Here is a 24,267-nt window from a genome sequence, read left to right as displayed (position 1 = left end):
TGGAGCAGCGGGACATCGCGTACGACCTGCTCACCCAGATCCCCGGCGTGACCTGCGTGAAGCCGAAGGGCGCGCTCTACCTCTTCCCGCGCCTGGACCCCAAGGTCTACAAGGTCAAGGACGACCGGCAGATGGTGCTGGACCTGCTGCGGGCCGAGAAGATCATGGTGGTGCAGGGCACGGGCTTCAACTGGCCCGAACCCGACCACTTCCGGATCGTGACGCTCCCGGCGGCCAAGGACCTCGCGGACGCGGTGACCCGGATCGGGACCTTCCTCGACGGCTACAGCCAGCACTGAGCAGCCACGCCGGGAATCCAACCCGACTCAACTTTAGACAGGATCTAAGCTAGGATGGTCTCCTGTCACTGAGCAGGAGGCCACCCTCATGTACGAGCCGATCCGCACCAAGTCCGTGCACGCGGTGGCCGACGACGCGCGCTACCCCCACCGCAGCCGCGAGGAGGAGCTGGACATCCAGCTCGCCGGTCATCTCTCCGCGCTGCTCGCCGTCACCGACGAGCTCGGGCTCGACGAGGCGGCCGAGCAGATCGCGGGCCAGGTCGCCAGGCTCCGCGGCGCGCCGCCCGCCCGCCACGCCGGCCACAGCGGCGCGGACCCCGCCGCCCTGCACCACCGCGCGCACGCGCTCGCCGGCCGCGCCCTCGTCGTCGCCGCGTCCCGCGCCGACACCGCCGCCGCGATCCTCTCCGCCGAACGGATGGACGCGCACACCGCCGCGCTGGCCGAACTGCGGCTGGTCGACGCGATCGGCGCGGTAGGCGCCCACTGACGGCCCCGGTCCACGGCCGCGAAGGCTGTGGACCGGGCGCCACCTTGCTCAGCGCGGCGGTCTCTTCGAACCCCGTACGGCCTTCGGCCGTGGGCGCGCACATTCAGCCCCGCCGGCGATTGAGGCGATCCCAGCCCCGCCGGCGTTTGAGGCGCGGGGTCCGGGGCGGAGCCCCGCGGGCAGCCCGCACAGGGCATGTCACCCCCGCCGCCGCCCCCTCCCCGCTAGTCCCAGATCGGGTCGTCGCCGCCGCGCATGCCCTTGGTCACCGTGCTCATCTCAGCTCTCCTGCCCTTCGACGAACCATTGCTCGCACGATACGGGTCGCCACTGACAACGCCCCGGAAAGGGTCCGGAAGGTCCCGGAAAGGGTCCGGCCCCCGGAGCCGTGAGGGGGCTCCGGGGGCCGGGACGCGGCGGGCCGAGTAGGACCCCACAGGTCAGGGCGGATGTCGACAGCCCGCCGCGACGGCTCCTCGTGTCAGCGAGCCGGCGGTCTGCGCCTAGCCGAGGCGGGACACCAGCGCCCGGTACTCGTCCCACAGCTCCTTGGGCGTGTGGTCGCCGAAGGTGTTGAGGTGCTCGGGGACCAGCGCCGCCTCCTCGCGCCAGACCTCCTTGTCGACCTTGAGCAGGAAGTCGAGGTCCTCGTCGGCCATCTCGAGCCCGTCCGTGTCGAGCGCCTCGCGCGTCGGCAGGATGCCGATGGGGGTCTCGACGCCCTCGGCCTTGCCCTCCAGGCGCTCCACGATCCACTTCAGGACGCGGCTGTTCTCGCCGAAGCCCGGCCACACGAACTTGCCCGCGTCGTTCTTGCGGAACCAGTTCACGTAGTAGATCTTCGGCAGCTTCGCCGCGTCACCTTGCTCGGTGGCGGTCCGGCCGACCTTGATCCAGTGGGCCATGTAGTCGCCCATGTTGTAGCCGCAGAACGGCAGCATCGCGAACGGGTCGCGGCGCAGCTCGCCGACCTTGCCCTCGGCCGCGGCCGTCTTCTCGGAGGCGACGTTCGCGCCGAGGAAGACGCCGTGCTGCCAGTCGAAGGACTCGGTCACCAGCGGGACGGCGGAGGCGCGACGGCCGCCGAAGAGGATCGCCGAGATCGGCACGCCCTTCGGGTCCTCCCACTCGGGGGCGGCGATCGGGCACTGCGCGGCCGGGACGGTGAAGCGGGCGTTGGGGTGGGCGGCCGGGGTCTCGGACTCCGGCGTCCAGTCGTTGCCCTTCCAGTCGGTGAGGTGGGCGGGAGTCTCCTCCGTCATGCCCTCCCACCAGATGTCGTTGTCGTCGGTCAGCGCGACGTTCGTGAAGACCGCGTTGCCCCACAGGGTCTTCATGGCGTTGGCGTTGGTGTGCTCGCCGGTGCCGGGCGCGACGCCGAAGAAGCCGGCCTCGGGGTTGATCGCGTACAGACGGCCGTCCTCGCCGAAGCGCATCCAGGCGATGTCGTCGCCGATGGTCTCGACCGTCCAGCCGGAGATCGTGGGCTCCAGCATGGCGAGGTTGGTCTTGCCGCAGGCGGACGGGAAGGCGGCGGCGACGTACTTCGACTCGCCCTGCGGCGGGGTCAGCTTGAGGATCAGCATGTGCTCGGCCAGCCAGCCCTCGTCGCGGGCCATGACGGACGCGATGCGCAGGGCGTAGCACTTCTTGCCGAGCAGGGCGTTGCCGCCGTAGCCCGAGCCGTACGACCAGATCTCACGGGTCTCGGGGAAGTGCGAGATGTACTTGGTGGAGTTGCAGGGCCACGGCACGTCGGCCTCGCCCTCGGCGAGCGGCGCGCCCAGCGTGTGGACGGCCTTGACGAAGAAGCCGTCGGAGCCGAGCTCGTCGAGGACGGGCTGTCCCATGCGGGTCATGGTGCGCATGGAGACCGCGACGTAGGCGGAGTCGGTGATCTCGACGCCGATCGCGGACAGGTCCGAGCCGAGCGGGCCCATGCAGAAGGGCACAACGTACATCGTGCGGCCCTTCATCGAGCCGCGGAAGATGCCCTTCTCGCCGGCGAAGATCTCCTTCATCTCCGCGGGGGCCTTCCAGTGGTTCGTCGGGCCCGCGTCCTCCTCCTTCTCGGAGCAGATGAAGGTGCGGTCCTCGACGCGCGCCACGTCGGTCGGGTCCGAGGCGGCGTAGTAGGAGTTCGGGCGCTTGATCGGGTCGAGCTTCTTGAACGTGCCCCTGGCGACGAGCTCCTCACACAGACGCTCGTACTCGGCCTCGGAACCGTCACACCAGACGACGCTGTCCGGCTGCGTGATTGCTGCGATCTCGTCGACCCAGGCCACGAGCTCCTGGTGTTGGGTGGGGACGGTGGGAGCCGCGTTGTCGCGCGCCACGATCGCTCCTAAGTGAGGGGTTGATGGATATCTGCCCCGTGGGGGCTGCGACCCGGATGCTTCACATGTCGACCTTGGCGCTCATCCGGTGCCGACCGCACTCATCTGATCATCCGTGCCTCGTGCCCATATGTCCAGAGGACCTCTCACGTGAGCATCGCCACTCAAGGGGCGACTGGCGCGCGGTGGAGGCCCCCTCGAATCGCTCTCACAGTTCTCCCGGGGGCGCACTCCCACCCCACGCGCCGCACATCCCGGGCGCCGTCGAGAGGCCTTCGAGAGGCCGACGGAAGCGCCTCCGGATCGCCGTGCGAACATCGCAACAGGGCTGTTGGGGCGGCGGCGTGGAGAGATCCTGGCAGGATTCGACCGTTACCTACGGTCGCGTAGGTACCATCCAGTCCATGACTGCTGCCGCGCCCGAAGTGACCGAGATAGAACCGACACCGGTGAAGCCGAGGCTGCGCGGCTGGCTGCATGCCGGAATGTTCCCCGCCGTCCTGGTGGCCGGCCTCGTGCTGACCGCGCTCGCCGACTCCACGCGGGCCCGCATCGCCTGCGCGATCTACGTCTTCACCGCATGCCTGCTCTTCGGCGTGAGCGCGCTCTACCACCGCGGCAACTGGGGCCCCCGCGGCGAAGCCGTGCTCCGCCGGCTCGACCACTCCAACATCTTCCTGATCATCGCGGGCACGTACACCCCGCTGACCGTGCTCCTGCTCCCCGACTCCAGCGGCAAGCCGCTGCTGTGGGCGGTCTGGGCGGCCGCGGTGGCGGGCATAGCGTTCCGGGTCTTCTGGGTCGGCGCCCCGCGCTGGCTCTACACCCCCTGCTACATCGCGATGGGCTGGGCGGCCGTCTTCTTCCTGCCGGAGTTCATGCAGACGGGCGGGATCGCGGTGCTCGTCTGCGTGATCGTCGGCGGGCTGCTCTACAGCGCGGGCGGCGTGATCTACGGGATCAAGCGACCGAACCCGTCGCCGCGGTGGTTCGGCTTCCACGAGGTCTTCCACACGCTCACGCTGGCGGCGTTCATCGTGCACTACGTCGGCATCTCGATGGTGGCGTACCAGCAGTCCTGACCCTCCCTCCCCCTCCCCCAGCTCTCCCGAGGCCGTGGCGACGACGCCACGGCCTCTCCCTTTTGAGAGCTACCATCATTTGACATCAGCTCGCAGAGGAGACCGACGACCATGGCCGCCACGGCGCCTCAGCTGGGACTGCGCGAACGCAAGAAGCTCAAGACGCGCGTCGCGATCCGCCGCGCGACCCATCGGCTCATCGCCGAGCAGGGGTACGAGGCGACCACCGTCGAACAGATCGCGGAGGCGGCGGACGTCTCCCCCTCGACGGTCTTCCGCTACTTCCCCACCAAGGAGGACATCGTCCTGAGCGACGAGTACGACCCGGTCCTCGTGGCGGAGCTCAGGGCGAGACCGGCGGACGAGGATCCGCTGGACTCGCTCCGGACGGTGCTGACGCGGAGCCTGGCGACGTTCGTGGCCGAGGAGCGCGAGGAGTTCGTCCAGCGTACGAAGCTGTTGGCGGAGGTCCCGGCGGTCCGCGCGCGGATGACGGAGACGATGGCGACGACGTCGGACCTCCTCGCACGCGCCCTGGCGGACCGGCTGGGCCGCGCCCACGACGACCTGAACGTCCGGGTGTTCACGGCGGCGGTGCTGGGGGCGCTGCGGGAGGTGCTCCTGTACTGGGCGGGGAGGGGGCACGTGGACGACGTGGTGGGGCTGGCGGACGGGGCGCTGCGGCGGATGGGGCAGGGGTGGAGGCCCTAGCGGAGCTTCTCGGGGCTCCGCCCCGAACCCCGCGCCTCAGTCTCCGGCGGGGCTGAGATTCCCGTCGCCGGCGGAGGGCGTGTTGGCGAGCTTGGCGGCGAGCTCGGCCGCCTCCGTCGTGGGCCGGTCGCAGACGAAGTTCCGGCAGACGTACGCCGCCGGGGCGCCGTCCACCAGCGGCCGGTCGGCCAGCAGCGGGAACTCCTCGCCGCCCGCCTCCCCGGAGCCGACGACCGCGCCCGGGGCCGGCGCCAGCAGTGCCGTACGGATCAGCTCCCGCGTGCGGGGGTCGTCCTGCGGCCCCACGACCGCCACCTCGCGCGGCCCGTCCAGCAGCGCCTCCGCGACCGCCAGGCCCCAGCCGATGAAGCGCGGGGCACGCGGACCGAGCGCCTTCACCACGCCCAACGCGCCCTCGGCGGCGGTGCGGTGGGCCGCAGAGCCGGTGTGGGCGGCGTACGAGAGCAGCGCGCCGGCCGCCGCCGACCAGCCGGACGGGGTCGCGTTGTCGGTCGGGTCCTGCGGGCGCCGGATCAGCTGCTCGGCGTCGTGCGCGGTGTCGTACAGCGCCCCGCCCTCGGCGACGAACTGCTCGAGGACGACGTCCAGCAGGACGCCGGCGAACTCCAGCCAGACCCCCTCGCCGCTGACCGACGCCAGCGCCAGGAAGCCCTCGGCGACGTCGGCGTAGTCCTCCAGCACCCCGGCGTTGGCGCCGGCCTTGCCGTCCTTGGAGGTACGGGAGAGCCGGGCGTGGTCGTCCAGGTGCAGCCGGACCAGCAGGTCCGCCGCCTCCGTCGCCCGCTCGATCAGGTCCGGCCGGTCGAAGTACGCCCCGACCTCGGCGAGCGCGGCGATGGCGAGGCCGTTCCACGCGGCGACCACCTTGTCGTCCCGCCCCGGCCGCGGCCGCTGCTCGCGCGCCGCCAGCAGCCGCTCCCGGATCTCGGGATCGGGCTCCCCGTGCGGGAGTTGGAGGACCGACGCGCCTTCCGCGCCCTCTTCGAGGTTTCCATCCTCCGTGACGTCGAAGAGCGCGGCGGCCCGCTGCCCGTCCTCGTCGCCGAGGACGGCCCGCAACTGCTGCGGCGTCCACGCGTAGAACGCCCCCTCGACATGCCGCCCGCCCTCGGCGCCGGGGCCTTCCGACTCCTCGGCGACGGCGCTGTCCGCGTCGAGCGCCGAGGCGAAGCCGCCCTCGCCCGTGCGCAGCTCCCGCACCATGAAGTCCGCGGTCTCCAGCGCCACCCGCCGCGCCAGCTCCGACCCGGTGGCCTTCCACAGATGCGCGTACACCCGGCACAGCAGCGCGTTGTCGTAGAGCATCTTCTCGAAGTGCGGCACGACCCACTCGCGGTCCACGGAGTACCGCGCGAAACCGCCGCCGAGCTGGTCGTACATCCCGCCCCGCGCCATCGCCTCGCAGGTGTCGGCGGCCATCTGCAGCGCGCCCTCGGCGCCGGTGCGGGCGTGGTGGCGCAGCAGGAACTCCACGACCATCGACGGCGGGAACTTGGGCGCGCCGCCGAAGCCGCCGTTGCGCTCGTCGTACTCCCGCGTCAGCCCGAGCAGCGCCTGCGCCAGCTCCTCCTCGCCGGGCACTCCGTCCCCGCCGTAGGCGAGCGAGCGGCCCGCCAGATCGCGGACGATCTTCCCGGCGACCTCGCCGACCTCGTCCCTGCGGTCCGTCCAGGCGGCCGTCACCCCTTCCAGCACCTGCCGGAAGGAGGCCATGCCGTGGCGGGGCTCGGGCGGGAAGTAGGTGCCGAAGTAGAAGGGCTCGCCCTCAGCGGTCAGGAAGACGGTCATCGGCCAGCCGCCGTGCCCGGTCGCCGCCTGCACCGCCTCCATGTACACGGCATCGACGTCCGGCCGCTCCTCGCGGTCGACCTTCACGGCGACGTAGTGCTGGTTCAGATACTCCGCGGTCGCCTCGTCCTCGAAGGACTCGTGGGCCATCACATGGCACCAGTGGCACGCCGAGTAGCCAACCGACAGCAGAACGGGCACATCGCGCCGTCGCGCTTCCTCGAAAGCCTCCGGCGTCCAGGGCCACCAGTCGACCGGATTGTCCGCGTGCTGAAGCAGATAGGGCGAGGTCACGCCAGCCAGCCGGTTCATACGAGCCAGCCTCTCACAGGGCCCCGCCCAGTCGACGAGGCCCGCATGGGCTCTGCCTCGCTTGGCCGAAGCGCTTTGCGCCAGCACGTACTGGACGCAATCACGCTCCACCGAAATCGGGTACCTCGGCATCATCGGACAGTAGGCTGAGCCCAGCAGCGCTGGAACTGTCGAGGCTCCTCGGAGGAGGCGGCACCATGACCGCCGAAATGGTGGCGCCCGCGTGGATGCACACCCAGATCAGCGCGGAGCAGTACGACTCCTGGTCCGAGGAGCAGTGTGCCGGCATTGAGCTCGTGGACGGGATGGTCGTCGTGAGCCCGAGCGACTCCAAGCGGCACAACCGGCTGGCCAGGATCCTGGCCAATGCCCTGGACTCCGCCGCGGGCCCGGACTGGAACGCCGACACGGACTTCGACGTACGTCTGCAGGACGTTCCACTCACCAACCGCCGTCCGGACGTCATCGTCTACCGGGCAGAGACCATCGACCTCACGCCCACCCGCCCCGAACACGTACTCCTGGTCGTCGAGGTCGTGTCGCCCGGATCGGAGACCACCGACCGGATCGTGAAGGTGGACCAGTACGCCAAGGCCGGCATCCCCTTCTACTGGCGCATCGAGCAGGCTGCCAACGGCGTCCCCATCATCTACACCTACGTACTCGACCCCGCCACCAAGGCCTACCGGGAGGGCGAGATGTTCACCGGCGTGATCAAGGCCGCCGTGCCCTTCCCCGTCACCGTGGACCTGGCAGCCACCTGACGACCCGCATGCGCGAGAACGGCAGCCTCAGCTGCCCGCCCGGGGCATCGCCCCAAACGCCCTTCGCGATCCGCGAGTTCGGCTTCCCGGCGCCGTAGGCCGGTCGTTCCGCAGAGTCCCGTCCCGCCCGATCAGCCGGGATGCCGTCGGCGTGCTGCAGGAGCGAGGGGGAAGCCTTCTGGGCGAGGCGGTTCGGCAGGTCGTCCCTCCCCCTCTCGGGTGCGGATGATCGTCGGACTCCTCGCGCTGACGCGCCGTACACAGGACACTGGTCGCCGGACGCGGAACCGGTGCTTTCGGAGGGGGACCCATATGCGGGACAGCCATCGGGCCGAGGCCGAGCGGCTGTTGGCACGCGCCGTCGAGGAAGAGGCGCGGCGCTCAGGCGGGCGGTCGGACTCAGGCGTGCTGCTGGCGCGCGGAAGATCCGCCCTGGACGCGATGGCGGCCAGCGCCGGCGAGGAGTACGCGGCGTACGAGGCGGCGCTCGCGGAGGCCGAGGCGGGCCAGCAGCCGCTGTCCGCGCACTTCAGCAGGCAGAACATCGCGACTCCCGCGCTGGTGACGGCCGTTGCGGCCGCCGTCGCCTTCGGTGCGGACGTCGCGCTCGGCACGGCGCCGAACACGGCGCTCGCCGCCGGGGCGCTGGTCGCCGTCGCGGGGGCGGCGACCACCGTGGCCAAGGTGACCGCGTCGCACTGGCCGGCCGCCCACCGCCGGGCTGGCGCGCTCAGCCAGCCGGGCGGACCCGAGCAGCTGCGGCTGCAGTGGCTGACCGCGCTGGAGGTGCGGGGCATCCGTCCGTTCCTCGACCAGCAGCGGATGCTGGCCGCCTCGACGCGTACGGCCAAGCAGCCTGCCCCCGGGCCGCAGCTGCGCGGCGCGGACCGCAGCGCGGCGGCGCGCAGGCGGTCCGTGCTCGAGCAGTCCTTCGGGCATCTGCCGCAGCCGCAGGGCGTGTTCGAGGGCCGCCGCGAGGAGATGGCGCAGATCGCGCAGTGGGTGCACGCCGCCCGCGCCTCCACCGAGACCAAGCCGACCGTCGTCGTGCTGTACGGAGCGGCGGGCGCGGGCCGCACCACGCTGGCGATCCGGGCGGCGCACGACCTCAAGGACCAGTTCCGCGGCGCCTGCCTGGTCGATCTGCGCGGCGAGGGCGGCCAGTCGCTCTCTACGCGCGATGCGCTGCTGCATCTGCTGAACCGGCTGGGCGCGCCGCGCGAGCAGCTGCTGTTCCGGGAACGCTCGTCGGCCGACCAGCAGGTGCGGCGGCTGAGCGAGCTCTACCACCAGCATCTGACCGGCCTGCCGGTGACGGTGGTGCTGGATGACGCGACCGACCCGGCCCAGGTGCGCACCCTGCTGCCGGAGCGCTCGGACAGTCTGGTGCTGGTCACCGCGCGCGCCCGCCTGGAGCTGCCCGACGACATCCCGGCGTGGGTGCACCAGGTCCCCGTCGAGGCGCTGGACTCGGCGGGCGCCGAGCAGCTGCTGCGGGCGTCGGCCGAGGACCCGTCGACCGGTCCGTACGACGCCCAGTCCGCCGACGAGGTACGGGAGTTGTGCGGCGGGCTGCCGCTCGCCCTGCGGATCGCCGGCTCCTCGCTCGGCCCGCGCTCCACGGCCCAGCTGGCGGCGGACCTCGGCGCGTACGGCCCGGTGGACCCGGTCGAGCGGGCGCTGTGGCTGCGCTACACCGACCAGCCCGAGCAGGCGCGCCGGCTGCTGCGCCGGCTCGCGCTCGCGGGCCGGGCGTCGCTGGGCGCGGCTGCCGCGGCCGCGCTGCTGGCCACCGACGAGCAGGAGGCCCAGCGGCTGCTCGCCGGCCTCGCCGGCGCCGGCCTGATCGACCATGTGCGGGCCAGCCGCTACCGGCTGCACGACGCCGTACGGTCCTTCGCGCGGGCGCGCCTGCTGGACGAGGAGGAGGCGGCGGAGCGCACGGCCGCGCAGGAGCGGCTCATCGAGAACTACGCCGAGCTGGCCGGCGCGGTCATCCGCATGGTCGACGGCAAGCTCTCCACGCGGGCCGGGCAGTTCGGCTCGCACGGCTTCTCCTCGCTGGAGTCCGCGCTGCGCTGGCTGGACGACGAGTCCAGCTTCATCACCTCGGCGCTGCGGCACGCGGAGGGCGTGAACCAGCAGGCGGTGCTCAACCTGCTGGGCGCGCTGTGCGACTACTGCCTGCTGCGCGGCGACCTCTACCGGCTCGGCGAGATCAGCGAGCTGTCGCAGGCGGTGGACCAGGGTCTGCTGGAGCGCTCCGTGCGGTGGCGCACCGGCATCGCGGCCCGGCAGCTCGGCGAGCTCGACAAGGCCCGCACCACGCTCTCCTCGGTCGTCGGCCTCTACCGCGAGGCGCACAACGACGCGGGCACGGCCCTCGCGCTCTGCTCCCTCGGCATCACCCTGCACCACCAGGGCTATCTCACCGAGGCGGCGGCCAAGCTCAACGAGGCGATCGAGCTCCAGTCCTCCAAGGAGCAGGCCGAGGACCGCGCCTGGTCGCTGCACGCGCTGGCCGCGGTCGAGCGCGACCGGGCCAATCTCCGACAGGCCCTGGCGCTGCTGGACACGGCGCTGACCCTGCACCGCGAGGGCGAGTCGCTGCACGGCGAGGCCTGGACGCACTTCCAGCTCGGCCAGGTCTGTCTGCGCATGGGCGACGTCCCGCGCGCCGAGTCGGAGCTGGGGGCCGCGCTGGACCTGTACGGCCGCACCCACGACGAGCGCGGCGAGGCCTGGGCGCTGACCCAGCTGGCCCGCGCCCGTCTCGTGGACGGCGACCCCGCCCCGGCCGTGGAGCAGCTGCGCCAGGCCCTGGCGCGCCACCGCGACCAGGAGGACGCGCGCGGCGAGGCGTGGACGCTGTACTACCTGGGGCAGGCGCTGGAGGAGAGCGGCGACCGCGACCAGGCGGTGCGGGAGCTGGAGCGGGCGCGCACGATGTTCTCCCGGATGCGGGACGTGTACGGCCTGGCCTGCGCCCGTCACCACTCCGGCCGCGTCACCCGCGACCAGCGCGCGGCCCAGACCGGCAACCTCCGCAACTCCGGCTTCGCCCGTCAGCTCCTGGTCGACGCCCGCGCCGACTTCGCCCGCATCGGCGTGGCCCACGGCGAGGCGTGGACGTGCCTGGAGCTGGCCCTGATCGACGCGGGCAACAGCCGCGCCGCGCAGGCGCTGGCGCTGTGCGACCAGGCGATCGAGCTGTTCGCCTCGTACGAGGACCGCCGTGGCGGGGACTGGGCGCGCTTCCTGCGCTGCACGCTGCTGCCGTACGCCTCGCCGGGCGGCGTCGAGGTGGGCACGGTGGTCGCCCAGGAGGAGCTGTCCCAGCTGACGGCCGGCCCGCACTCGGCGCGCGACGGCAAGCTGGAGGAGTGCGCGACGGCCCTGACGGTGATGCTGGAGCGCGGCGTCCGCCTGGAGGACGGCTGGCAGGCCTGGGACCTGGGCATGGCCCCGAACCGACACGCGCGCGAGGTGATGGGCGTCCCGGTGGAGGCGGACGCGTAGACGGGGCGGGTGGGGTGGGGCGGGTGGGCGCAGCCGCGCCCGCTGCTGTCGTGGAGCCGGAGTCCGAGCCGGAGGCGGAGGCTGCCGTCGCGGCGCGGGCCCCGCCGTCCGCCCGCAGCCCGTTGGCGGGGCCGCGCGGCTGTCACGCAGCCGCCCGCCGCTGCCCGTCGACCGGTGACGCGGGCTTCCGTGGGATCTCCGAACCACCCGGCTCGGCAGTGGAGCCGGAGCCGGAGACCGAGCCGGAGGCCGAGCCCGCCGCCGCGGCGCGCGTAGCCGCCACGCCGCTCACCCAGCCGCCCCCGCCCGCCGCCTCACGCGCGCACTCCGATCGACTCGTACGTCGTCGGAGTGCGCGCGGTCGCTATCCGCGCCGCCGGCGGGCCGCATGATCCGCCGACCCGCCGGTCACGCGCTGTGCACGCCTAGCTGCCGGACGCGGCCTTGCCCGTCGTGGAGCTGGAGCCGGAGGCCGACGCCGACGCCGAGGCCCGCGGGTCCGGGGCCTCCTCGAAGTCGATCCTGCCCATGTGGCGGTTCATCGACTTCATCAGGAACCACACGCCCACGGCCAGCGCCGCGAAGACGAGGAAGCCGAGGACGCCCGGGGTCACCTTGTTCTTGTCGAGCTCCGCGGCGAGGGTGGCCGCGTGCGTCATTGCGAGGTCTGCGCTAGCGCTCATGTCAGGCATTGTCGCGGATGCCCGCGAAGAGGTCGTCCTCGGGGAGGGAGGTATCGACCAGAGACTTGGCGAGCTCGTACTCCTCCGTGGGCCAGACCTTCTGCTGGATCTCCATGGGCACGCGGAACCAGCCGCCCTCGGGGTCGATCTGCGTGGCGTGCGCGATCAGCGCCTTGTCGCGGATCTCGAAGAACTCGCCGCACGGGACGTACGTGGTCAGCGTCCGCTCGGCGCGCTGGAACTCCTTCCAGCGCTCCAGCCACTCTCCGTAAGGGGACTCCATGCCCCGCTCCAGCAGCGCCTCGTGCAGCGCGACCGTGCGCGGACGGTTGAAGCCCTGGTTGTAGTAGAGCTTCTGCGGCTGCCAGACCGGCCCGAACTCGGACTCCGGGAACCTCTCCGCGTCGCCCGCCCCGTCGAAGGCCACCATCGAGATCTTGTGGGTCATGATGTGGTCGGGGTGCGGATAGCCGCCGTTCTCGTCGTACGTCGTGACGACGTGCGGACGGAACGCGCGGATGGACGCCACCAGCCGCGCCGACGCCTTCTCGACGTCCTCCAGCGCGAAACAGCCCTCCGGCAGCGGCGGCAGCGGGTCGCCCTCCGGCAGTCCGGAGTCGACGAAGCCGAGCCATTCCTGCCCGACGCCGAGGATCTCGCGCGCCTCGTCCATCTCCTTTCTGCGCACTTCGTGGATGTTCTCCTCGATGTACGCGTCCCCCTGGAGCTTGGGGTTGAGGATGGAGCCGCGCTCGCCGCCCGTGCAGGTCACGACCAGCACGTCCACCCCCTCGGACACGTACTTGGCCATCGTGGCCGCGCCCTTGCTCGACTCGTCGTCGGGGTGGGCGTGAACGGCCATCAGTCGCAGCTGATCAGTCAAGACTCGATCCTCAATGATTAGTCGCAATTGTCATGCACCGCCCCTTGGTACGTCGAGGGAGGGCGGCGGTCATACGGCGGGGGCGCGGCTTCTATAGTGACCGAATCGGGGGGCGGAAAATTCCGGGCGCCCCTATCCGAGAGGAACGATCATGACCGCCGTGCGCGAGGAGCTCCCAGAGGGCCGATACGGCCGCTCGGCGGACCAACGCGCGGACCGCAAGCTCAAGATCGTGGGCGCGGGTCTGGGCGTCGGGCTGCTCGCCATGATCGGCTGGTTCGGCTACGACTACATCGCCGGCCAGAAGATCAGCGCGGAAGTGATCAAGTTCGACGTGGCCTCGGACTCCGAGGTGCAGGTGCACCTCGAGATCCGCAAGGACGAGAACACCGCCGGCACGTGCACGCTGCGCTCGCGCGCCCAGGACGGCGCCGAGGTGGGACGGCTGGACGTACGGGTCGACCAGCGCGGCGAGAGCCGGGTCGACGAGGTCGTGAAGGTGCGCACGACGGCGAGGGCGACCAGCGCGGAGCTGGTGGGCTGCACGGCCTCGGGCTGACGCCGAGCGGGTCCTGCGGCAGACTGAGGACGGCGGGCAGCGGGCCCTGCGCCACGAAGGACTCCGCACCCGCGACCTTGGATCGAACGGGGAGCGGGCCCTGCGCCACGAACGCGGAGCGGGTTCCGCGCCACGAACGCGGAGCGGGTTCCGCGCCGGGGCCGAGGGCGGCGGCGCGGACTGACTCGCCGCACAGCAGCCGGACGGCACCAGGCCACTCCCGGCCGCTCCCGGGATTCCGACCCTGACCTGCGTTAACGCAATTCTAGTGGCTTTCGTCCTCCCCCTGGGGCCGCGAAATTGTTAGGCTCGTGGTTTCGCCCGCCCATGGAGGCACCATCCTTCTGGGTAGGGCGATGCTTTGTATTCCCAGTACCTACGAGGAGCACCTGTGACCCAGACCAGCGAAAACGTCACCTGGCTCACCCAGGAGGCGTACAACCAGCTCAAGGCCGAGCTGGAGTACCTGTCTGGTCCTGCGCGCACCGAGATCGCCAAGAAGATCGAGGCGGCGCGTGAGGAGGGGGACCTGCGGGAGAACGGCGGGTACCACGCGGCCAAGGAGGAGCAGGGCAAGCAGGAGCTCCGTGTGCGCCAGCTGACCCAGCTCCTGGACAACGCCAAGGTCGGCGAGGCCCCGGCGGACGACGGCGTGGTCGAGCCCGGCATGGTCGTGACCATCGCCTTCGACGGCGACGAGGACGACACCCTGACGTTCCTGATGGCTTCGCGCGAATACGCCAGCGCCGACATCGAGACGTACTCCCCGCAGTCCCCGCTGGGCTCCGGCGTGCTCGGCAAGAAGGTCGGCGAGGAAGCCGAGTACGAGCTGCCGAACGGCAAGAAGGCCGCGGTGACCATCCTCGCGGCCAAGCCGTACACCGGCTGAGCCGAAGAGTCGATCAAGGGCCGGACCCCCTGGGGGTCCGGCCCTTAGCTCTGCATGCACATGTAATGATGCGGGCTGACGTCGCGTCACAAGGGGGAGATGAGACGTGCTGGGACCGCTGCGCGAGGGCACACCACGGCGGATCGGACCGTACGACGTGCTGGCGCGGCTCGGGGCCGGCGGCATGGGCGAGGTGTTCCTGGGCCGGTCGAACGGCCAGGGGGCGGGGCCGGGATCGGGATCGGGTTCCGTCGAGGGGTCGGGATCGGGTTCCGTCGAGGGGTCGGGCCCGGGTTCCGTCGAGGGGCCGGCCGCCGGACCGGCCGCGGGAATCGTCGCCGGGACCTACGTCGCCGTGAAGACCGTACGGCGGGACGTCGCGAACGAGCCCGCCTTCCGCGACCGCTTCCGCCGCGAGATCAAGGTCGCGGCCCTGGTGCGGAGCGCGTACGCCGCCGCTCCGGAGGGCGGGGACGCGGACGCCGAGACGCCCTGGCTGGCGACGGCGTACGTGCCGGGGCCGAGCCTGTCCCAGGCCGTACGGCGCGGCGGCGCGCTGCCGGTGTCAACGGTGCGGGAGCTGGGCGCCGGGATCGCCCGCGCGCTCGCCGATCTGCACGCGGCCGGGGTCCTGCACCGCGACCTCAAGCCCGGCAACGTCATGCTGTCCGTCGACGGGCCGCGCCTGATCGACTTCGGCATCGCCCGCAGCAACGGCGCCACGACCATGACGGCGACCGGGATGATGGTCGGCACCCCCGCGTTCATGTCGCCCGAGCACGTCGCCGGCGCACGCCATGTCACCGGTGCCTCGGACGTCTTCTGCCTGGGCTCGCTGCTCTGCTACGCGGCGACCGGCGAGGACCCCTTCGGGGACGGGCCCCTGGCGGCCGTCCTCTACCGCGTCTCCCAGGCGGAGGCGGACCTGAGCCGGGTGCCGGACGAGCTGCGCGAGACAGTCGCCGCCTGTCTGCGCCTCGCCCCGGCCGAGCGGCCGTCCCCGGCCGAGCTGGTGGAGCTGCTCGGCGGGGAGCGGCGGCCCGCGTGGCCCGAGAGCGTGCGGGAGCACATCGGGGAGTACGGAAGGGCGCTCGCGCAGCTGGTGGCGGCGGGCGGTCCGCTCCTCGAGGCGCCGGCCGCGGCCCCGGTCGCGGCGCCCGGGGTGGACCAGCTGCCGACGCTGCCGCCCCTCGCGCCGACGCCGACGCCGGCGTCCCCGCCGCGGAGGCGGCGCCGGGGACTGATCGCGGTCGCCGTCGCCCTCGCGGTCGTGGCCGGCGGCGTGGGCGCCTATGTGCTCCTCCCCAAGGGCGAGAAGAAGTCCCCGGCCGCCCAGCCGCCCGTGACGCCCCAGCCGGAGATCGCCGGGGTCGACCACAAGGGCCTCGCGGACTCCTCCGGGATCGTGCCGCAGAACCCCGCCCAGCGTCCCGCCGGCTGGAAGCCCTGGACGACGAAGCTCCCCGCGCCCGCGTTCGGCTGCGCGGCGGGCACGAGGGTGCTGGTCTGCCGGACGACGAACGGGGGGTACGAGGCGCTGGACCCGGCGAACGGCAAGAAGCTGTGGTCGGCGGACCTCGGCGGCACGAAGACGGACGATTCCGAGAGCTTCATCGGTCCGACCGGCGCGGTGTTCGTCGCGGACAGCGCGACCCGGCCGACCGTCCACGACGACGCCGTCGTCTTCACCGCCGCCGGCAGGCTGCAGGTACGCGACGCCCGCACCGGGAAGGTCCGCTGGGAGAAGCGCGGCCTGGGCGCCCAGGGCACCGACTCCCGACCGATCGTCGGCGACGGCGTCGTCTTCGCCGCCATGAAGACGGCGGGGAACACCCTGGAGCGCGTCGGCATGACCGCCTACTCCCTGGCCGACGGCGCCGAGCTGTGGAAGAAGGAGCTGACCAACGCCACGACCTCGAAAGCCGAGACCCGCCCGTACGAGCCGGTGGCCTTCGCCGGCGGCCGGGTGTACGCGCTGAGCGACGGCGGACTCGTCGCGTACGACGCGAAGACCGGGGAGGTGCGCGGCCAGGCCGACAAGGAGGCCGAGAACTGCTGGTCGGTGAAGATCGTCGGGGCGACGGCCTACTGCGCGGACGCCCTCCTCGGCGGCAGCCTGCGCGAGCACCTGCGGGTCCTGGACTCCGCCACGCTCGCCTCAAAGGGACGTCTGGCCCCACCGGTCGAGAAGCTGCGCGTGGACGTGATCGGCCCCACGGCCGCCGTCGTGTTCGACGGCGGCCTCCAGGTCCACGATCCGCGCGACGGGAAGCGGCTGGGGTCGTACCCGATCAAGAAAGCCCCCAAGGGCCTGCAACAGAGCTGGTCCACCCCGCTGCTCGCCGGCGACCAGGTCGTCTACGCCGACTACAGCGCGCTGTACACCGTGCGCCTCGGCAAGGACGGCAGGCCGGCCGCTCTGACGACCACGGCGGTGCCTGGCGCGCCAGGCCCGCGCGCCCCGGAGGAGGCCTTCGACATCGACTGGGGCGTCAACCTGGCCAAGACGACCCGGGAGCCGGAGGTTCTGCCGGTCGGCGGGATCGCCCATGTCGCCTTCGACAAGGGCGTCGTCGCCTCCGTAGAGCTGCCGAAGTGATCCGCAGAGCTGCCGAGGTGATCCGTAGAGCTGCCCAAGAAACCGGCTGAGAACCGAGAGGAATCCCTTCCGTGCTGGTAGCACTGCCCGCCGGGCAGCCCCCGCGATTCGTCGGCCCCTACCGACTGCTGGCCCGGCTGGGGGCGGGCGGCATGGGCGAGGTCCATCTGGCGTGCCGGGCGGACGCGCCGACGGCCGACCCGCATCGGATGGTCGCGGTGAAGACCGTGCGGGAGGACCTGGACCTCGACGGGGACTTCCGGGCCCGGTTCCGGCGCGAGATCACGGCGGCGCGCTCGGTCTCCAGCCCCCACGCGGCGCAGCTCGTCGACGCCGACGCGGACGCCCCGGCGCCCTGGCTGGCCACCGAGTACGTCCCCGGGCCCTCGCTCGCCGAGGCCGTCACACGGGCCGGGGCGCTGCCGGCGGCTGCGGTACGGGCGCTGGGCGCCGCTCTCGCCCGGGCGCTGGACGCCGTGCACGAGGCGAAGGTGCTCCACCGGGATCTGAAGCCCGCGAACGTGCTGCTGGGCGCCTCCGGGCCGAAGCTCATCGACTTCGGCATCGCGCAGGCCTTCGAGGCGACGGCGCTGACCTCGACCGGTCTGGTCGTGGGCTCGCCGGGGTTCATGTCGCCGGAGCATCTGACCGGCAGCCGGGCCGTCGTGCCCGCGTCGGACGTGTTCTGCCTGGGCGCGGTGCTCGCGTTCGCGGCGAGCGGGCGCGGGCCCTTCCACGACGAGGAGATGGCGTCGGTCGTCTTCCGGATCAGCCGGGCCGACGCCGAACTCGACGGTGTGCCGGAGGAGTTGCGGCCGGTCGTGGAGCGCTGCCTGCGGCTCGACCCGGCGGAGCGGCCGTCGGCGGCGAAGCTGGCGGAGCTGCTGGAGCCGCCGGGGTCCGAGGCGCCGGCGGCCTTCCCCTGGCCGGGCGGGGTGCTCTCGCTGCTGGCCGAGTACGGGGACTCCGCGCGGCGGATCGGCGAGGCGGCGGCGTCCGGTGCGGGGGTGGCCGACCTGCCGACGCTCGCCCCGCAGATTCCGTACTCCCCGACGGCGATGTCGGCCCGGCCCGACACCGCCCCCGCCGCCGCCCCGGCGAAGGCGCGGCGCCGTCGTCCCTGGGCGGCGGTCGCGGCGGGCGCGGCGGCGGTCGGCGTGCTGGCGGGCGTGGGCGTGACCCTGCTCGACGACGGGGAGCGGGAGGGCGGTTCGGCCGCCGGGGGCGCGGCCGGCGGGGGCGGTGGGGGCGGTGGGGGCGGGTCCACGCCGACGAACGGGCCCAAGCCCGCCACGCTCGACCGGGTCGTCCACCCGTACGCCGGCGAGGGGCACGGCCGCGACTTCGGCAAGGCCGGAGTGGACCGCTCCGCCCGCCCGGCCGGCTGGTCGCCCTGGTCGGTGAAGGTGGACGAGGGCATGGGTCCCTGCGCCCTCTCCCCCGAGATCCTGCTCTGCTCGGGGCAGGGCGGCGCGGTCGTGGCGCTCAAGGCGGCCGACGGCACGAAGCTCTGGTCGCGGCCGGGGCGCGGCGCCCTGCCGCGGCCGACGGCTCAGTATCCGGCCGTCGTCGGGGACCGGGTGTACGTCACGGGACCGGACGGCGTGCGGGTGCACGGCCTGAAGGACGGCAAGGAGCACGGCCGGCTGGCCGTGCCCGAGGGCGGCTGGGCGGTGAAGGGCACGGACATGCTGGACGGGGTGCTCTACACGACGTACCTGAACGTGGCCGACGAGAAGTCCGGTCTGGTCACGGCGGTGAAGCTGGGCGAGACGGCCAAGGAGCTGTGGCGCAGACCGCTGGCCTCGATCCCGGAGGGGCCGGTGACCGCGGGCGGGCGGGTGTACGTGCCGGCGGGAGGCATGCCGGTCGCGCTGGACGCCCGTACCGGCGAGGAGGCCGCGCGGGGCACGGGGGCGACGGGCTGCTTCTCCCTCGTCGTCCACCAGAAGTCCGTGCTCTGCCAGGCCGGGGAGGGCGCCGGGATCGCCGTCTTCGACGGCAGGACGCTGAAGCACGTGCGGACGTTCGCCCGGGGGATCCAGGGCTGGGGCGGCTTCGCGGTGAACGCGCGGGGGGTCGTGGCGCTCAGCGACCGGGATGCCTTCTACCTGTACGACCTGGCGACCGGACGGGAGCGCTGGCAGGACGCCGACCACGCGACCGCGGAGGAGCTGGCCTTCGCCGGAGACCGGCTTCTGGTGACCGAGGGGACGCGGATCGAGTCGATGCCGCTGGACGACCCCGAGGCATCGGACGAGGCGGGCAACTCCGTCGACTTCGAGACGGCGGACGGCGGCAACGCGGAGCAGGGCGCGAACAGCGTTCTGGCCGCCGGAGGGGCGCTCTTCGTCACCACCTTCGACGGCCAGATCGTGTCGGGCTACGCGCCCTGAGGCGCGGGGGCCGTCAAGCGTCAGGGCCCTGGGATCCAGGGCCCTGAGCCGTCAGGCCGCGGCCGAGCGGTACTTGCGCACCGACAGCGTCCGGAACACCACGATGATCAGCACCGACCAGAGCAGCGACGCCTGCACCGGGTGGGCCATCGGCCAGGCGTCGGACGGCGAGACCCCGGGGTTGCCGAACAGCTCGCGGCAGGCCTGGACCGTGGCGCTGAAGGGGTTCCATTCGGCGATGGGCTGGAGCCAGCCCGCCATCTGGCTGGAGTCCACGAAGGCGTTCGAGATGAACGTGACCGGGAAGAGCCAGATCAGACCGCCTGAGGTGGCCGCCTCGGGCGTGCGGACCGAGAGGCCGATCAGCGCGCCGATCCAGGAGAAGGCGTACCCGAGCAGGAGCAGCAGCGCGAAGGCCGCGAGCGCCTTGGGGATGCCGTTGTGGATCCGCCAGCCGACCAGCAGGGCGACGATCGTCAGGACGACGACCGTCAGCGTGGTCTGGACGAGGTCCGCGAGCGTGCGTCCGGTGAGGACCGCGCCGCGGGCCATCGGCAGCGAGCGGAACCGGTCGATCAGACCCTTGTGCATGTCGTCGGCGATGCCCGCGCCGGCCCCCGCGGTGGCGAAGGTGACGGTCTGGGCGAAGATGCCGGCCATCAGGAACTCGCGGTAGACGACGGGGTCGGTGCTCCCGCCGATGTTCATCGAGCCGCCAAAGACGTAGCTGAACAGCACTACGAACATGACCGGCTGGATCATCCCGAAGATGATCATCTCCGGGATCCGGCTCATGCGGATCAGATTGCGCCTGGCGACGACGAGCGAGTCGTTGAACGACTGCACGATGCCGCCTCGGGGTGTGGGGGCCGTGACCTTGACGGCGTCCGTGGACGTGGTCACTGGGCGCTCTCCTTCCGGGACTTCTTGGCTCGGGCGCTCACGGCGTCCTCGGGCTTGTCGTCGTCCTCGCTCGGGAGCTCGGCGGCGTGGCCGGTGAGCGAGATGAACACGTCGTCGAGGGTGGGGCGGCGCAGACCGATGTCGTCGATCTCGACGCCTCGGGTGTCGAGCTCGCGGATCACCTCGGCCAGCAGCTTGGCGCCGCCGGTGACGGGGACGGTGAGCTTGCGGGTGTGCTCGGCGACGGCGACCTCGCCCTTGCCGAAGCCCGCGAGCACCGCGCGGGCGGGGGCGATCTGCTCGGGCTCGTGCACGACGACCTCGACGCGCTCGCCGCCCGTCTGGGCCTTGAGCTGGTCGGCGGTGCCGCGGGCGATGACCTTGCCGTGGTCGACGACGCAGATGTCGTCGGCGAGATGGTCGGCCTCTTCGAGGTACTGGGTGGTCAGCAGCAGGGTGGTGCCCCCGCCGACGAGCTCCTGGATGACCTCCCACAGCTGCTGCCGGTTGCGCGGGTCGAGGCCGGTGGTCGGCTCGTCCATGAACATCACGGGCGGGGAGACGACCAGGGCGGCCGCGAGGTCGAGTCGGCGGCGCATACCGCCGGAGTACGTCTTGGTGGGCCGGTCGGCGGCGTCGGAGAGGTTGAACCGCTCCAGCAGCTCCGCGGCCCGCGCCTTCGCGTCGCGCGAGCTCATCTGGTAGAGCTGGCCGACCATATGGAGGTTCTCACGGCCCGTCAGATACTCGTCCACGGCGGCGAACTGACCGGACAGGCCGATGGAGCGGCGCACCTCGTTGGGATGCTTGAGCACATCGATCCCGGCGACGACGGCCTTTCCGCTGTCCGGCTGGAGGAGGGTGGTCAGCACCCGCACGGTCGTCGTCTTGCCGGCGCCGTTGGGGCCGAGCAGCCCCAGGACCGTGCCTTCGGGGACGTCGAGATCGACGCCGTCCAGAGCCCGTACGTCGCCGAAGGTCTTCACTAGGCCCTCGGCGTAGATCGCGCCTGGCATAGGGGGTCTCCCAGATGTGGCAGATGGATGGATTGTTTCGTAGAAAGCTCGTAGGAACTTCGCACGAGAGGCTGGGTTCGTGCCTTTTCTCGCGCCCGGCGGAGCTGTGGCGTGACTTCAAGGTAACGCGATGTATCGCGATACACAACAGAGTTGGCCGCACTCCTCGAACCAGTCCGGCCCCGGGCCTCCGTCCCCCGCCCCGAACCGACAGCCCTACAGCCCGACCGACCGACCGACCGCCCGACAGACCGACAGCCCGACGTCAGTCGAGCACGGTGTAACCCGCGTCCCGCAGCACCACCGCGACCTCCTCCGCGTGCTCCCGGCCCTTCGTCTCCAGCTGCAGCTCCACCTCCACCTCGGTGAGCCCGAGCCGCGGATCCGTACGCACATGGCTCACGTCGAGCACGTTCGCGTCGACCTCCGACAGCGTTCCGAGCAGCCTCGCCAGCGCGCCCGGCCGGTCCGCCAGCCGCACCTTCAGCGAGAGATAGCGTCCCGCGGCCGCCATGCCGTGCCGCAGGATCCGCTGCATCAGCAGCGGGTCCACATTGCCGCCCGACAGCAGCGCCACCACCGGCCCCTCGAACGACCCGGGGTCGCTGAGCAGCGCCGCGACCGGCGCCGCCCCGGCGGGCTCGACCACCAGCTTGGCCCGCTCGAGGCAGAGCAGCAGCGCGCTGGAGAGCGCGTCCTCGGAGACCGTACGGACCTCGTCGACGAGATCGCCAATGATTTTGAACGGCACGTCGCCCGGACGCCCCACCTTGATCCCGTCCGCCATGGTCACCGGCGCGTCGATCGACACCGGCCGACCCACCGAGAGCGAGACCGGATACGCCGCTGCGCCCTCCGCCTGCACGCCGATCAGCCGGACGTCCGGCCGCAGCGCCTTGACCGCCACCGCGATCCCGGCCACGAGGCCGCCCCCGCCGACGCCGACGACGATCGTCCGCACCTCCGGGCACTGCTCCAGGATCTCCAGCCCCACCGTGCCCTGCCCGGCGATGATGTCGGGGTGGTCGAAGGGGTGGATGAAGACCGCGCCGGTGTTGCGCGCGTACTCCTGCGCCGCGGCCAGCGTCTCGTCGATGACCTGGCCCTGCATCCGCACCTGCGCGCCGTACTCCCTCGTCGCCGCGACCTTCGGCAGCGGGGCGCCGACCGGCATGAAGACCGTCGAGCGCACCCCGAGCAGCGACGACGCGAGCGCCACGCCCTGCGCGTGGTTGCCCGCGGACGCGGCGACGACGCCCGCCGCCCGCTCCTCCGGCGACAGCCCGGCGATGCGCACATACGCGCCGCGCAGCTTGAACGACCCGGTCCGCTGGAGGTTCTCGCACTTGAAGTGCACAGGGGAGCCCACCAGCTGCGACAGATGCCTGCTGCCCTCCATGGCGGTCATCCGCGCGACCCCGGCGAGCATCTTCTGCGCCCCCCGGACGTCGTCGAGGATGACGGGACGAAAGGCGCCAGGCGTGGTGTAGCTCATGACCTCAAGTCTCGCAGCTCACAGAAGGGGCGGCGGCTCCTGTGCAGCCCTACTCGCGGGTTTGTGCAGCGCCGGTACGTACTGCGGCACAGCCGCGTACTCTGTCCCCCACCAACCGACCACCGCACGAGAGAGCCCCCGCAGCCATGCCCACTTCTCAGGACATGACGACCACTGCGCCTGACTCCCGGGGGGCGGCCTCCGACCCCTCGGGCCCCGGCCTCCTCGACGCCCTGCAGCACGAGGTCGCCGTCTTCGCGCGCCGCGCGGAGCAGACCCGTCTCGGCGGGGTCGGCCAGGTCCGCAACTCCATGGACAGGGCGGCCTACCTGCTGCTCAACCGCCTCGACAAAGAAGGCCCGATGGGCGTCAAGGCGCTCGCGGCCGGAATGGGGATCGACTCCTCGACCGTCACCCGCCAGGTCGCCCCGCTCGTCGACACCGGCCTGGTCAAGCGCACCTCGCACCCGGAGGACGGCCGCGCGGTCGTGCTCCAGCTCTCCGCGCGCGGAGCGTCCCGCCTCGAAGAGGTCCGCTCCTCGCGCCGCGAGCTGATGGCACAGGTGACGGACGGCTGGACGGAGACGGAGCGCGAGTCGTTCTGCACGCTGCTCACTCGTTTCAACGGCGCGCTCTCGGCCCGCCAGGCCGGTCTGCCCGCCGCTGACACGGAGACGCCGCCGACCTCTTGACCCGAGCGGCGCGGCTGCCTCTATATGAGGAACGTGAGCGAACGGCAGACGGCCAGCAAGCGTCGCCGCGCCCGGGAGTTCGAGGCCTTCGTCGCGGGCGCGGCCGGCCGGCTTCTGCACGCCGCCACCCTGCTCACCGCCGAGCCGCCCGCCGCCAACCCGCACGCGCAGCGGCTGCTGACCGCTGCGCTGGCGCACACGTACGCCGAGTGGGACCGGCTGCGCGGCGAGGATCCGTACGACCGCACCCGCCAGGCGCTCGCCGCCCGCTTCGCCCGTGGCGCCTGGCGCTACCACCGGGTGCGCGGCGGCGTCCTGGACCGCCTCAGCCCGCAGGAGCGCCTGGTCTTGGTGCTGCGGCTGTACGAGGGCGTGGCCGAGGAGCAGACGGCGGCGCTGATCGGGCTCCCCGTGGAACGGGTCCGGGCGATCTGCACCCGCGCCGTCGCGACCATGCGCAGCCCCCGCGGCGCCGGGCTGAAGGCCGCGTCATGAGCGGCCAGGACCGCAGGGAGGACGAGGTCCGCCGGATGCTGGAGACCCGGCGCCCGACGGTCCCCGCGGACCTCGCGGCCCGCGCCGAGGAGCACGGCGCCCGGCTGCTGCGCCGGAGCCTCCTCCTGCGCAGGGCGTGGTGGGCGCTGCTCGTGGCGGCGGCCGTCGCCTTCGCGGTGTGGGCGTCGCTGGCGGAGCCGTGGGTCACGCCGCCGTCGGAGACGAGTCCGCCGCTGGAGGGCTGGTAGCACCGGAGTCAGGCGGACGGGCCGCTTTCGCCCCCGTACGCCGGGCTCATTCGGATCTATCCTGGAATGAGTGGCACGAAGTTC

At 72.3% G+C, this 24,267-nt stretch carries 20 protein-coding genes; 13 read left to right on the top strand and 7 right to left on the bottom strand.

Annotated elements, in window-relative coordinates; translation table 11 throughout:
* Both AB0M39_RS23900 and AB0M39_RS23895 read left to right on the top strand, forming a co-directional pair.
* On the top strand, positions 1 to 299 hold a 299-nt coding region (locus AB0M39_RS23900), incomplete at its 5' end, for an aminotransferase class I/II-fold pyridoxal phosphate-dependent enzyme (RefSeq protein ID WP_365367573.1).
* Positions 300 to 387: 88 nt separating this feature from the next.
* Positions 388 to 792, top strand: a complete 405-nt coding sequence (locus AB0M39_RS23895) for a hypothetical protein (protein ID WP_365367571.1) — start codon at positions 388 to 390, stop codon at positions 790 to 792.
* A gap of 503 nt (positions 793 to 1,295) precedes the next feature.
* On the opposite strand, the gene AB0M39_RS23890 is transcribed toward AB0M39_RS23895, so the two are convergent.
* On the bottom strand, positions 1,296 to 3,128 hold the full coding sequence (locus AB0M39_RS23890) for a phosphoenolpyruvate carboxykinase (GTP) (RefSeq protein WP_365367569.1): 1,833 nt from the start codon (positions 3,126 to 3,128) through the stop codon (positions 1,296 to 1,298).
* 404 nt (positions 3,129 to 3,532) lie between these two features.
* Here AB0M39_RS23890 and AB0M39_RS23885 point away from each other — a divergent pair, with 404 nt between their 5' ends.
* Positions 3,533 to 4,210, top strand: coding sequence for a hemolysin III family protein (locus tag AB0M39_RS23885; RefSeq protein ID WP_365367567.1), 678 nt, complete (start codon positions 3,533 to 3,535; stop codon positions 4,208 to 4,210).
* 111 nt (positions 4,211 to 4,321) lie between these two features.
* The gene (locus AB0M39_RS23880) at positions 4,322 to 4,921 is read left to right on the top strand and encodes a TetR family transcriptional regulator (RefSeq protein ID WP_365367565.1); all 600 of its coding nucleotides are present in this window, start codon (positions 4,322 to 4,324) and stop codon (positions 4,919 to 4,921) included.
* A gap of 36 nt (positions 4,922 to 4,957) precedes the next feature.
* Here the strand turns inward: AB0M39_RS23880 and AB0M39_RS23875 are convergent, their stop codons facing one another.
* The gene (locus AB0M39_RS23875; RefSeq protein ID WP_365367563.1) at positions 4,958 to 7,042 is read right to left on the bottom strand and encodes a thioredoxin domain-containing protein; all 2,085 of its coding nucleotides are present in this window, start codon (positions 7,040 to 7,042) and stop codon (positions 4,958 to 4,960) included.
* 197 nt (positions 7,043 to 7,239) lie between these two features.
* On the opposite strand from AB0M39_RS23875, the gene AB0M39_RS23870 reads away from it, so the two are divergent.
* Complete coding sequence (locus AB0M39_RS23870) at positions 7,240 to 7,806, top strand: Uma2 family endonuclease (RefSeq protein WP_365367561.1); 567 nt, start codon at positions 7,240 to 7,242, stop codon at positions 7,804 to 7,806.
* A gap of 312 nt (positions 7,807 to 8,118) precedes the next feature.
* Positions 8,119 to 11,325 (top strand): tetratricopeptide repeat protein, encoded by a 3,207-nt coding sequence (locus AB0M39_RS23865; RefSeq protein ID WP_365367559.1) that lies wholly within the window; start codon positions 8,119 to 8,121, stop codon positions 11,323 to 11,325.
* A 425-nt stretch (positions 11,326 to 11,750) separates the two neighbouring features.
* Here the strand turns inward: AB0M39_RS23865 and AB0M39_RS23860 are convergent, their stop codons facing one another.
* Both AB0M39_RS23860 and mca read right to left on the bottom strand, forming a co-directional pair.
* Positions 11,751 to 12,017 carry a hypothetical protein gene (locus AB0M39_RS23860; protein WP_365367557.1) on the bottom strand — a complete coding sequence of 89 codons (267 nt, stop codon included), beginning with the start codon at positions 12,015 to 12,017 and terminating at the stop codon, positions 11,751 to 11,753.
* Positions 12,010 to 12,891 (bottom strand): mycothiol conjugate amidase Mca, encoded by an 882-nt coding sequence (gene mca / locus AB0M39_RS23855; RefSeq protein ID WP_365367555.1) that lies wholly within the window; start codon positions 12,889 to 12,891, stop codon positions 12,010 to 12,012. Before mca ends, AB0M39_RS23860 begins: the two co-directional genes overlap by 8 nt.
* 151 nt (positions 12,892 to 13,042) lie before the next feature.
* On the opposite strand from mca, the gene AB0M39_RS23850 reads away from it, so the two are divergent.
* The 4 genes from AB0M39_RS23850 to AB0M39_RS23835 all read left to right on the top strand — a co-directional run bounded on the left by AB0M39_RS23850 (position 13,043) and on the right by AB0M39_RS23835 (position 19,334).
* A complete protein-coding gene (locus AB0M39_RS23850) occupies positions 13,043 to 13,450 on the top strand; it encodes a DUF4307 domain-containing protein (RefSeq protein WP_365367553.1) in 408 nt (135 codons plus the stop codon).
* Between the two features lie 391 nt (positions 13,451 to 13,841).
* Entirely contained in the window at positions 13,842 to 14,339 is a 498-nt protein-coding gene (greA, locus tag AB0M39_RS23845) for a transcription elongation factor GreA (RefSeq protein WP_365367551.1), read from the top strand.
* A 106-nt stretch (positions 14,340 to 14,445) separates the two neighbouring features.
* On the top strand, positions 14,446 to 16,938 hold the full coding sequence (locus tag AB0M39_RS23840) for a PQQ-binding-like beta-propeller repeat protein (protein ID WP_365367549.1): 2,493 nt from the start codon (positions 14,446 to 14,448) through the stop codon (positions 16,936 to 16,938).
* Between the two features lie 71 nt (positions 16,939 to 17,009).
* Entirely contained in the window at positions 17,010 to 19,334 is a 2,325-nt protein-coding gene (locus AB0M39_RS23835; RefSeq protein WP_365367547.1) for a protein kinase, read from the top strand.
* A gap of 51 nt (positions 19,335 to 19,385) precedes the next feature.
* Here the strand turns inward: AB0M39_RS23835 and AB0M39_RS23830 are convergent, their stop codons facing one another.
* The 3 genes from AB0M39_RS23830 to ilvA all read right to left on the bottom strand — a co-directional run bounded on the left by AB0M39_RS23830 (position 19,386) and on the right by ilvA (position 22,748).
* A complete protein-coding gene (locus tag AB0M39_RS23830) occupies positions 19,386 to 20,237 on the bottom strand; it encodes an ABC transporter permease (protein ID WP_365367545.1) in 852 nt (283 codons plus the stop codon).
* Positions 20,234 to 21,253, bottom strand: coding sequence for an ATP-binding cassette domain-containing protein (locus AB0M39_RS23825; protein WP_365367543.1), 1,020 nt, complete (start codon positions 21,251 to 21,253; stop codon positions 20,234 to 20,236). The genes AB0M39_RS23830 and AB0M39_RS23825 overlap by 4 nt, the downstream gene beginning before the upstream one ends.
* 265 nt (positions 21,254 to 21,518) lie before the next feature.
* Entirely contained in the window at positions 21,519 to 22,748 is a 1,230-nt protein-coding gene (ilvA, locus tag AB0M39_RS23820; protein ID WP_365367541.1) for a threonine ammonia-lyase, read from the bottom strand.
* 164 nt (positions 22,749 to 22,912) lie between these two features.
* Between ilvA and AB0M39_RS23815 the strand changes: the two genes are divergently transcribed.
* From AB0M39_RS23815 to AB0M39_RS23805, 3 genes are read left to right on the top strand one after another with little or no spacing between them, the layout of a single operon-like run.
* Positions 22,913 to 23,440: a MarR family transcriptional regulator gene (locus tag AB0M39_RS23815; RefSeq protein ID WP_365367539.1), complete on the top strand. Its 528-nt coding sequence runs from the start codon at positions 22,913 to 22,915 to the stop codon at positions 23,438 to 23,440.
* A 24-nt stretch (positions 23,441 to 23,464) separates the two neighbouring features.
* The gene (locus AB0M39_RS23810; protein ID WP_365367537.1) at positions 23,465 to 23,935 is read left to right on the top strand and encodes a sigma factor-like helix-turn-helix DNA-binding protein; all 471 of its coding nucleotides are present in this window, start codon (positions 23,465 to 23,467) and stop codon (positions 23,933 to 23,935) included.
* The gene (locus tag AB0M39_RS23805; RefSeq protein WP_365367535.1) at positions 23,932 to 24,183 is read left to right on the top strand and encodes a hypothetical protein; all 252 of its coding nucleotides are present in this window, start codon (positions 23,932 to 23,934) and stop codon (positions 24,181 to 24,183) included. The genes AB0M39_RS23810 and AB0M39_RS23805 overlap by 4 nt, the downstream gene beginning before the upstream one ends.
* The last annotated feature ends 84 nt before the right edge of the window (positions 24,184 to 24,267 follow it).

Origin of the sequence: Streptomyces sp. NPDC051907 (genome assembly GCF_040681075.1) — a bacterium.
Taxonomy (GTDB): Bacteria; Actinomycetota; Actinomycetes; order Streptomycetales; family Streptomycetaceae; genus Streptomyces.
This window is presented reverse-complemented; position numbering and strand designations above follow the sequence as displayed.

Excerpts from the sequence above, each read along its gene's own strand:
- AB0M39_RS23865 (WP_365367559.1), top strand. The coding sequence starts at position 8,119 with ATGCGGGACAGCCATCGGGCCGAGGCCGAGCGGCTGTTGGCACGCGCC.
- AB0M39_RS23870 (WP_365367561.1), top strand. The coding sequence starts at position 7,240 with ATGACCGCCGAAATGGTGGCGCCCGCGTGGATGCACACCCAGATCAGC.
- AB0M39_RS23885 (WP_365367567.1), top strand. The coding sequence starts at position 3,533 with ATGACTGCTGCCGCGCCCGAAGTGACCGAGATAGAACCGACACCGGTG.
- AB0M39_RS23815 (WP_365367539.1), top strand. The coding sequence starts at position 22,913 with ATGACGACCACTGCGCCTGACTCCCGGGGGGCGGCCTCCGACCCCTCG.
- AB0M39_RS23875 (WP_365367563.1), bottom strand. The coding sequence starts at position 7,042 with ATGAACCGGCTGGCTGGCGTGACCTCGCCCTATCTGCTTCAGCACGCG.
- AB0M39_RS23895 (WP_365367571.1), top strand. The coding sequence starts at position 388 with ATGTACGAGCCGATCCGCACCAAGTCCGTGCACGCGGTGGCCGACGAC.
- AB0M39_RS23810 (WP_365367537.1), top strand. The coding sequence starts at position 23,465 with ATGAGGAACGTGAGCGAACGGCAGACGGCCAGCAAGCGTCGCCGCGCC.
- AB0M39_RS23805 (WP_365367535.1), top strand. The coding sequence starts at position 23,932 with ATGAGCGGCCAGGACCGCAGGGAGGACGAGGTCCGCCGGATGCTGGAG.
- AB0M39_RS23880 (WP_365367565.1), top strand. The coding sequence starts at position 4,322 with ATGGCCGCCACGGCGCCTCAGCTGGGACTGCGCGAACGCAAGAAGCTC.
- AB0M39_RS23825 (WP_365367543.1), bottom strand. The coding sequence starts at position 21,253 with ATGCCAGGCGCGATCTACGCCGAGGGCCTAGTGAAGACCTTCGGCGAC.
- ilvA (WP_365367541.1), bottom strand. The coding sequence starts at position 22,748 with ATGAGCTACACCACGCCTGGCGCCTTTCGTCCCGTCATCCTCGACGAC.
- AB0M39_RS23850 (WP_365367553.1), top strand. The coding sequence starts at position 13,043 with ATGACCGCCGTGCGCGAGGAGCTCCCAGAGGGCCGATACGGCCGCTCG.
- AB0M39_RS23860 (WP_365367557.1), bottom strand. The coding sequence starts at position 12,017 with ATGCCTGACATGAGCGCTAGCGCAGACCTCGCAATGACGCACGCGGCC.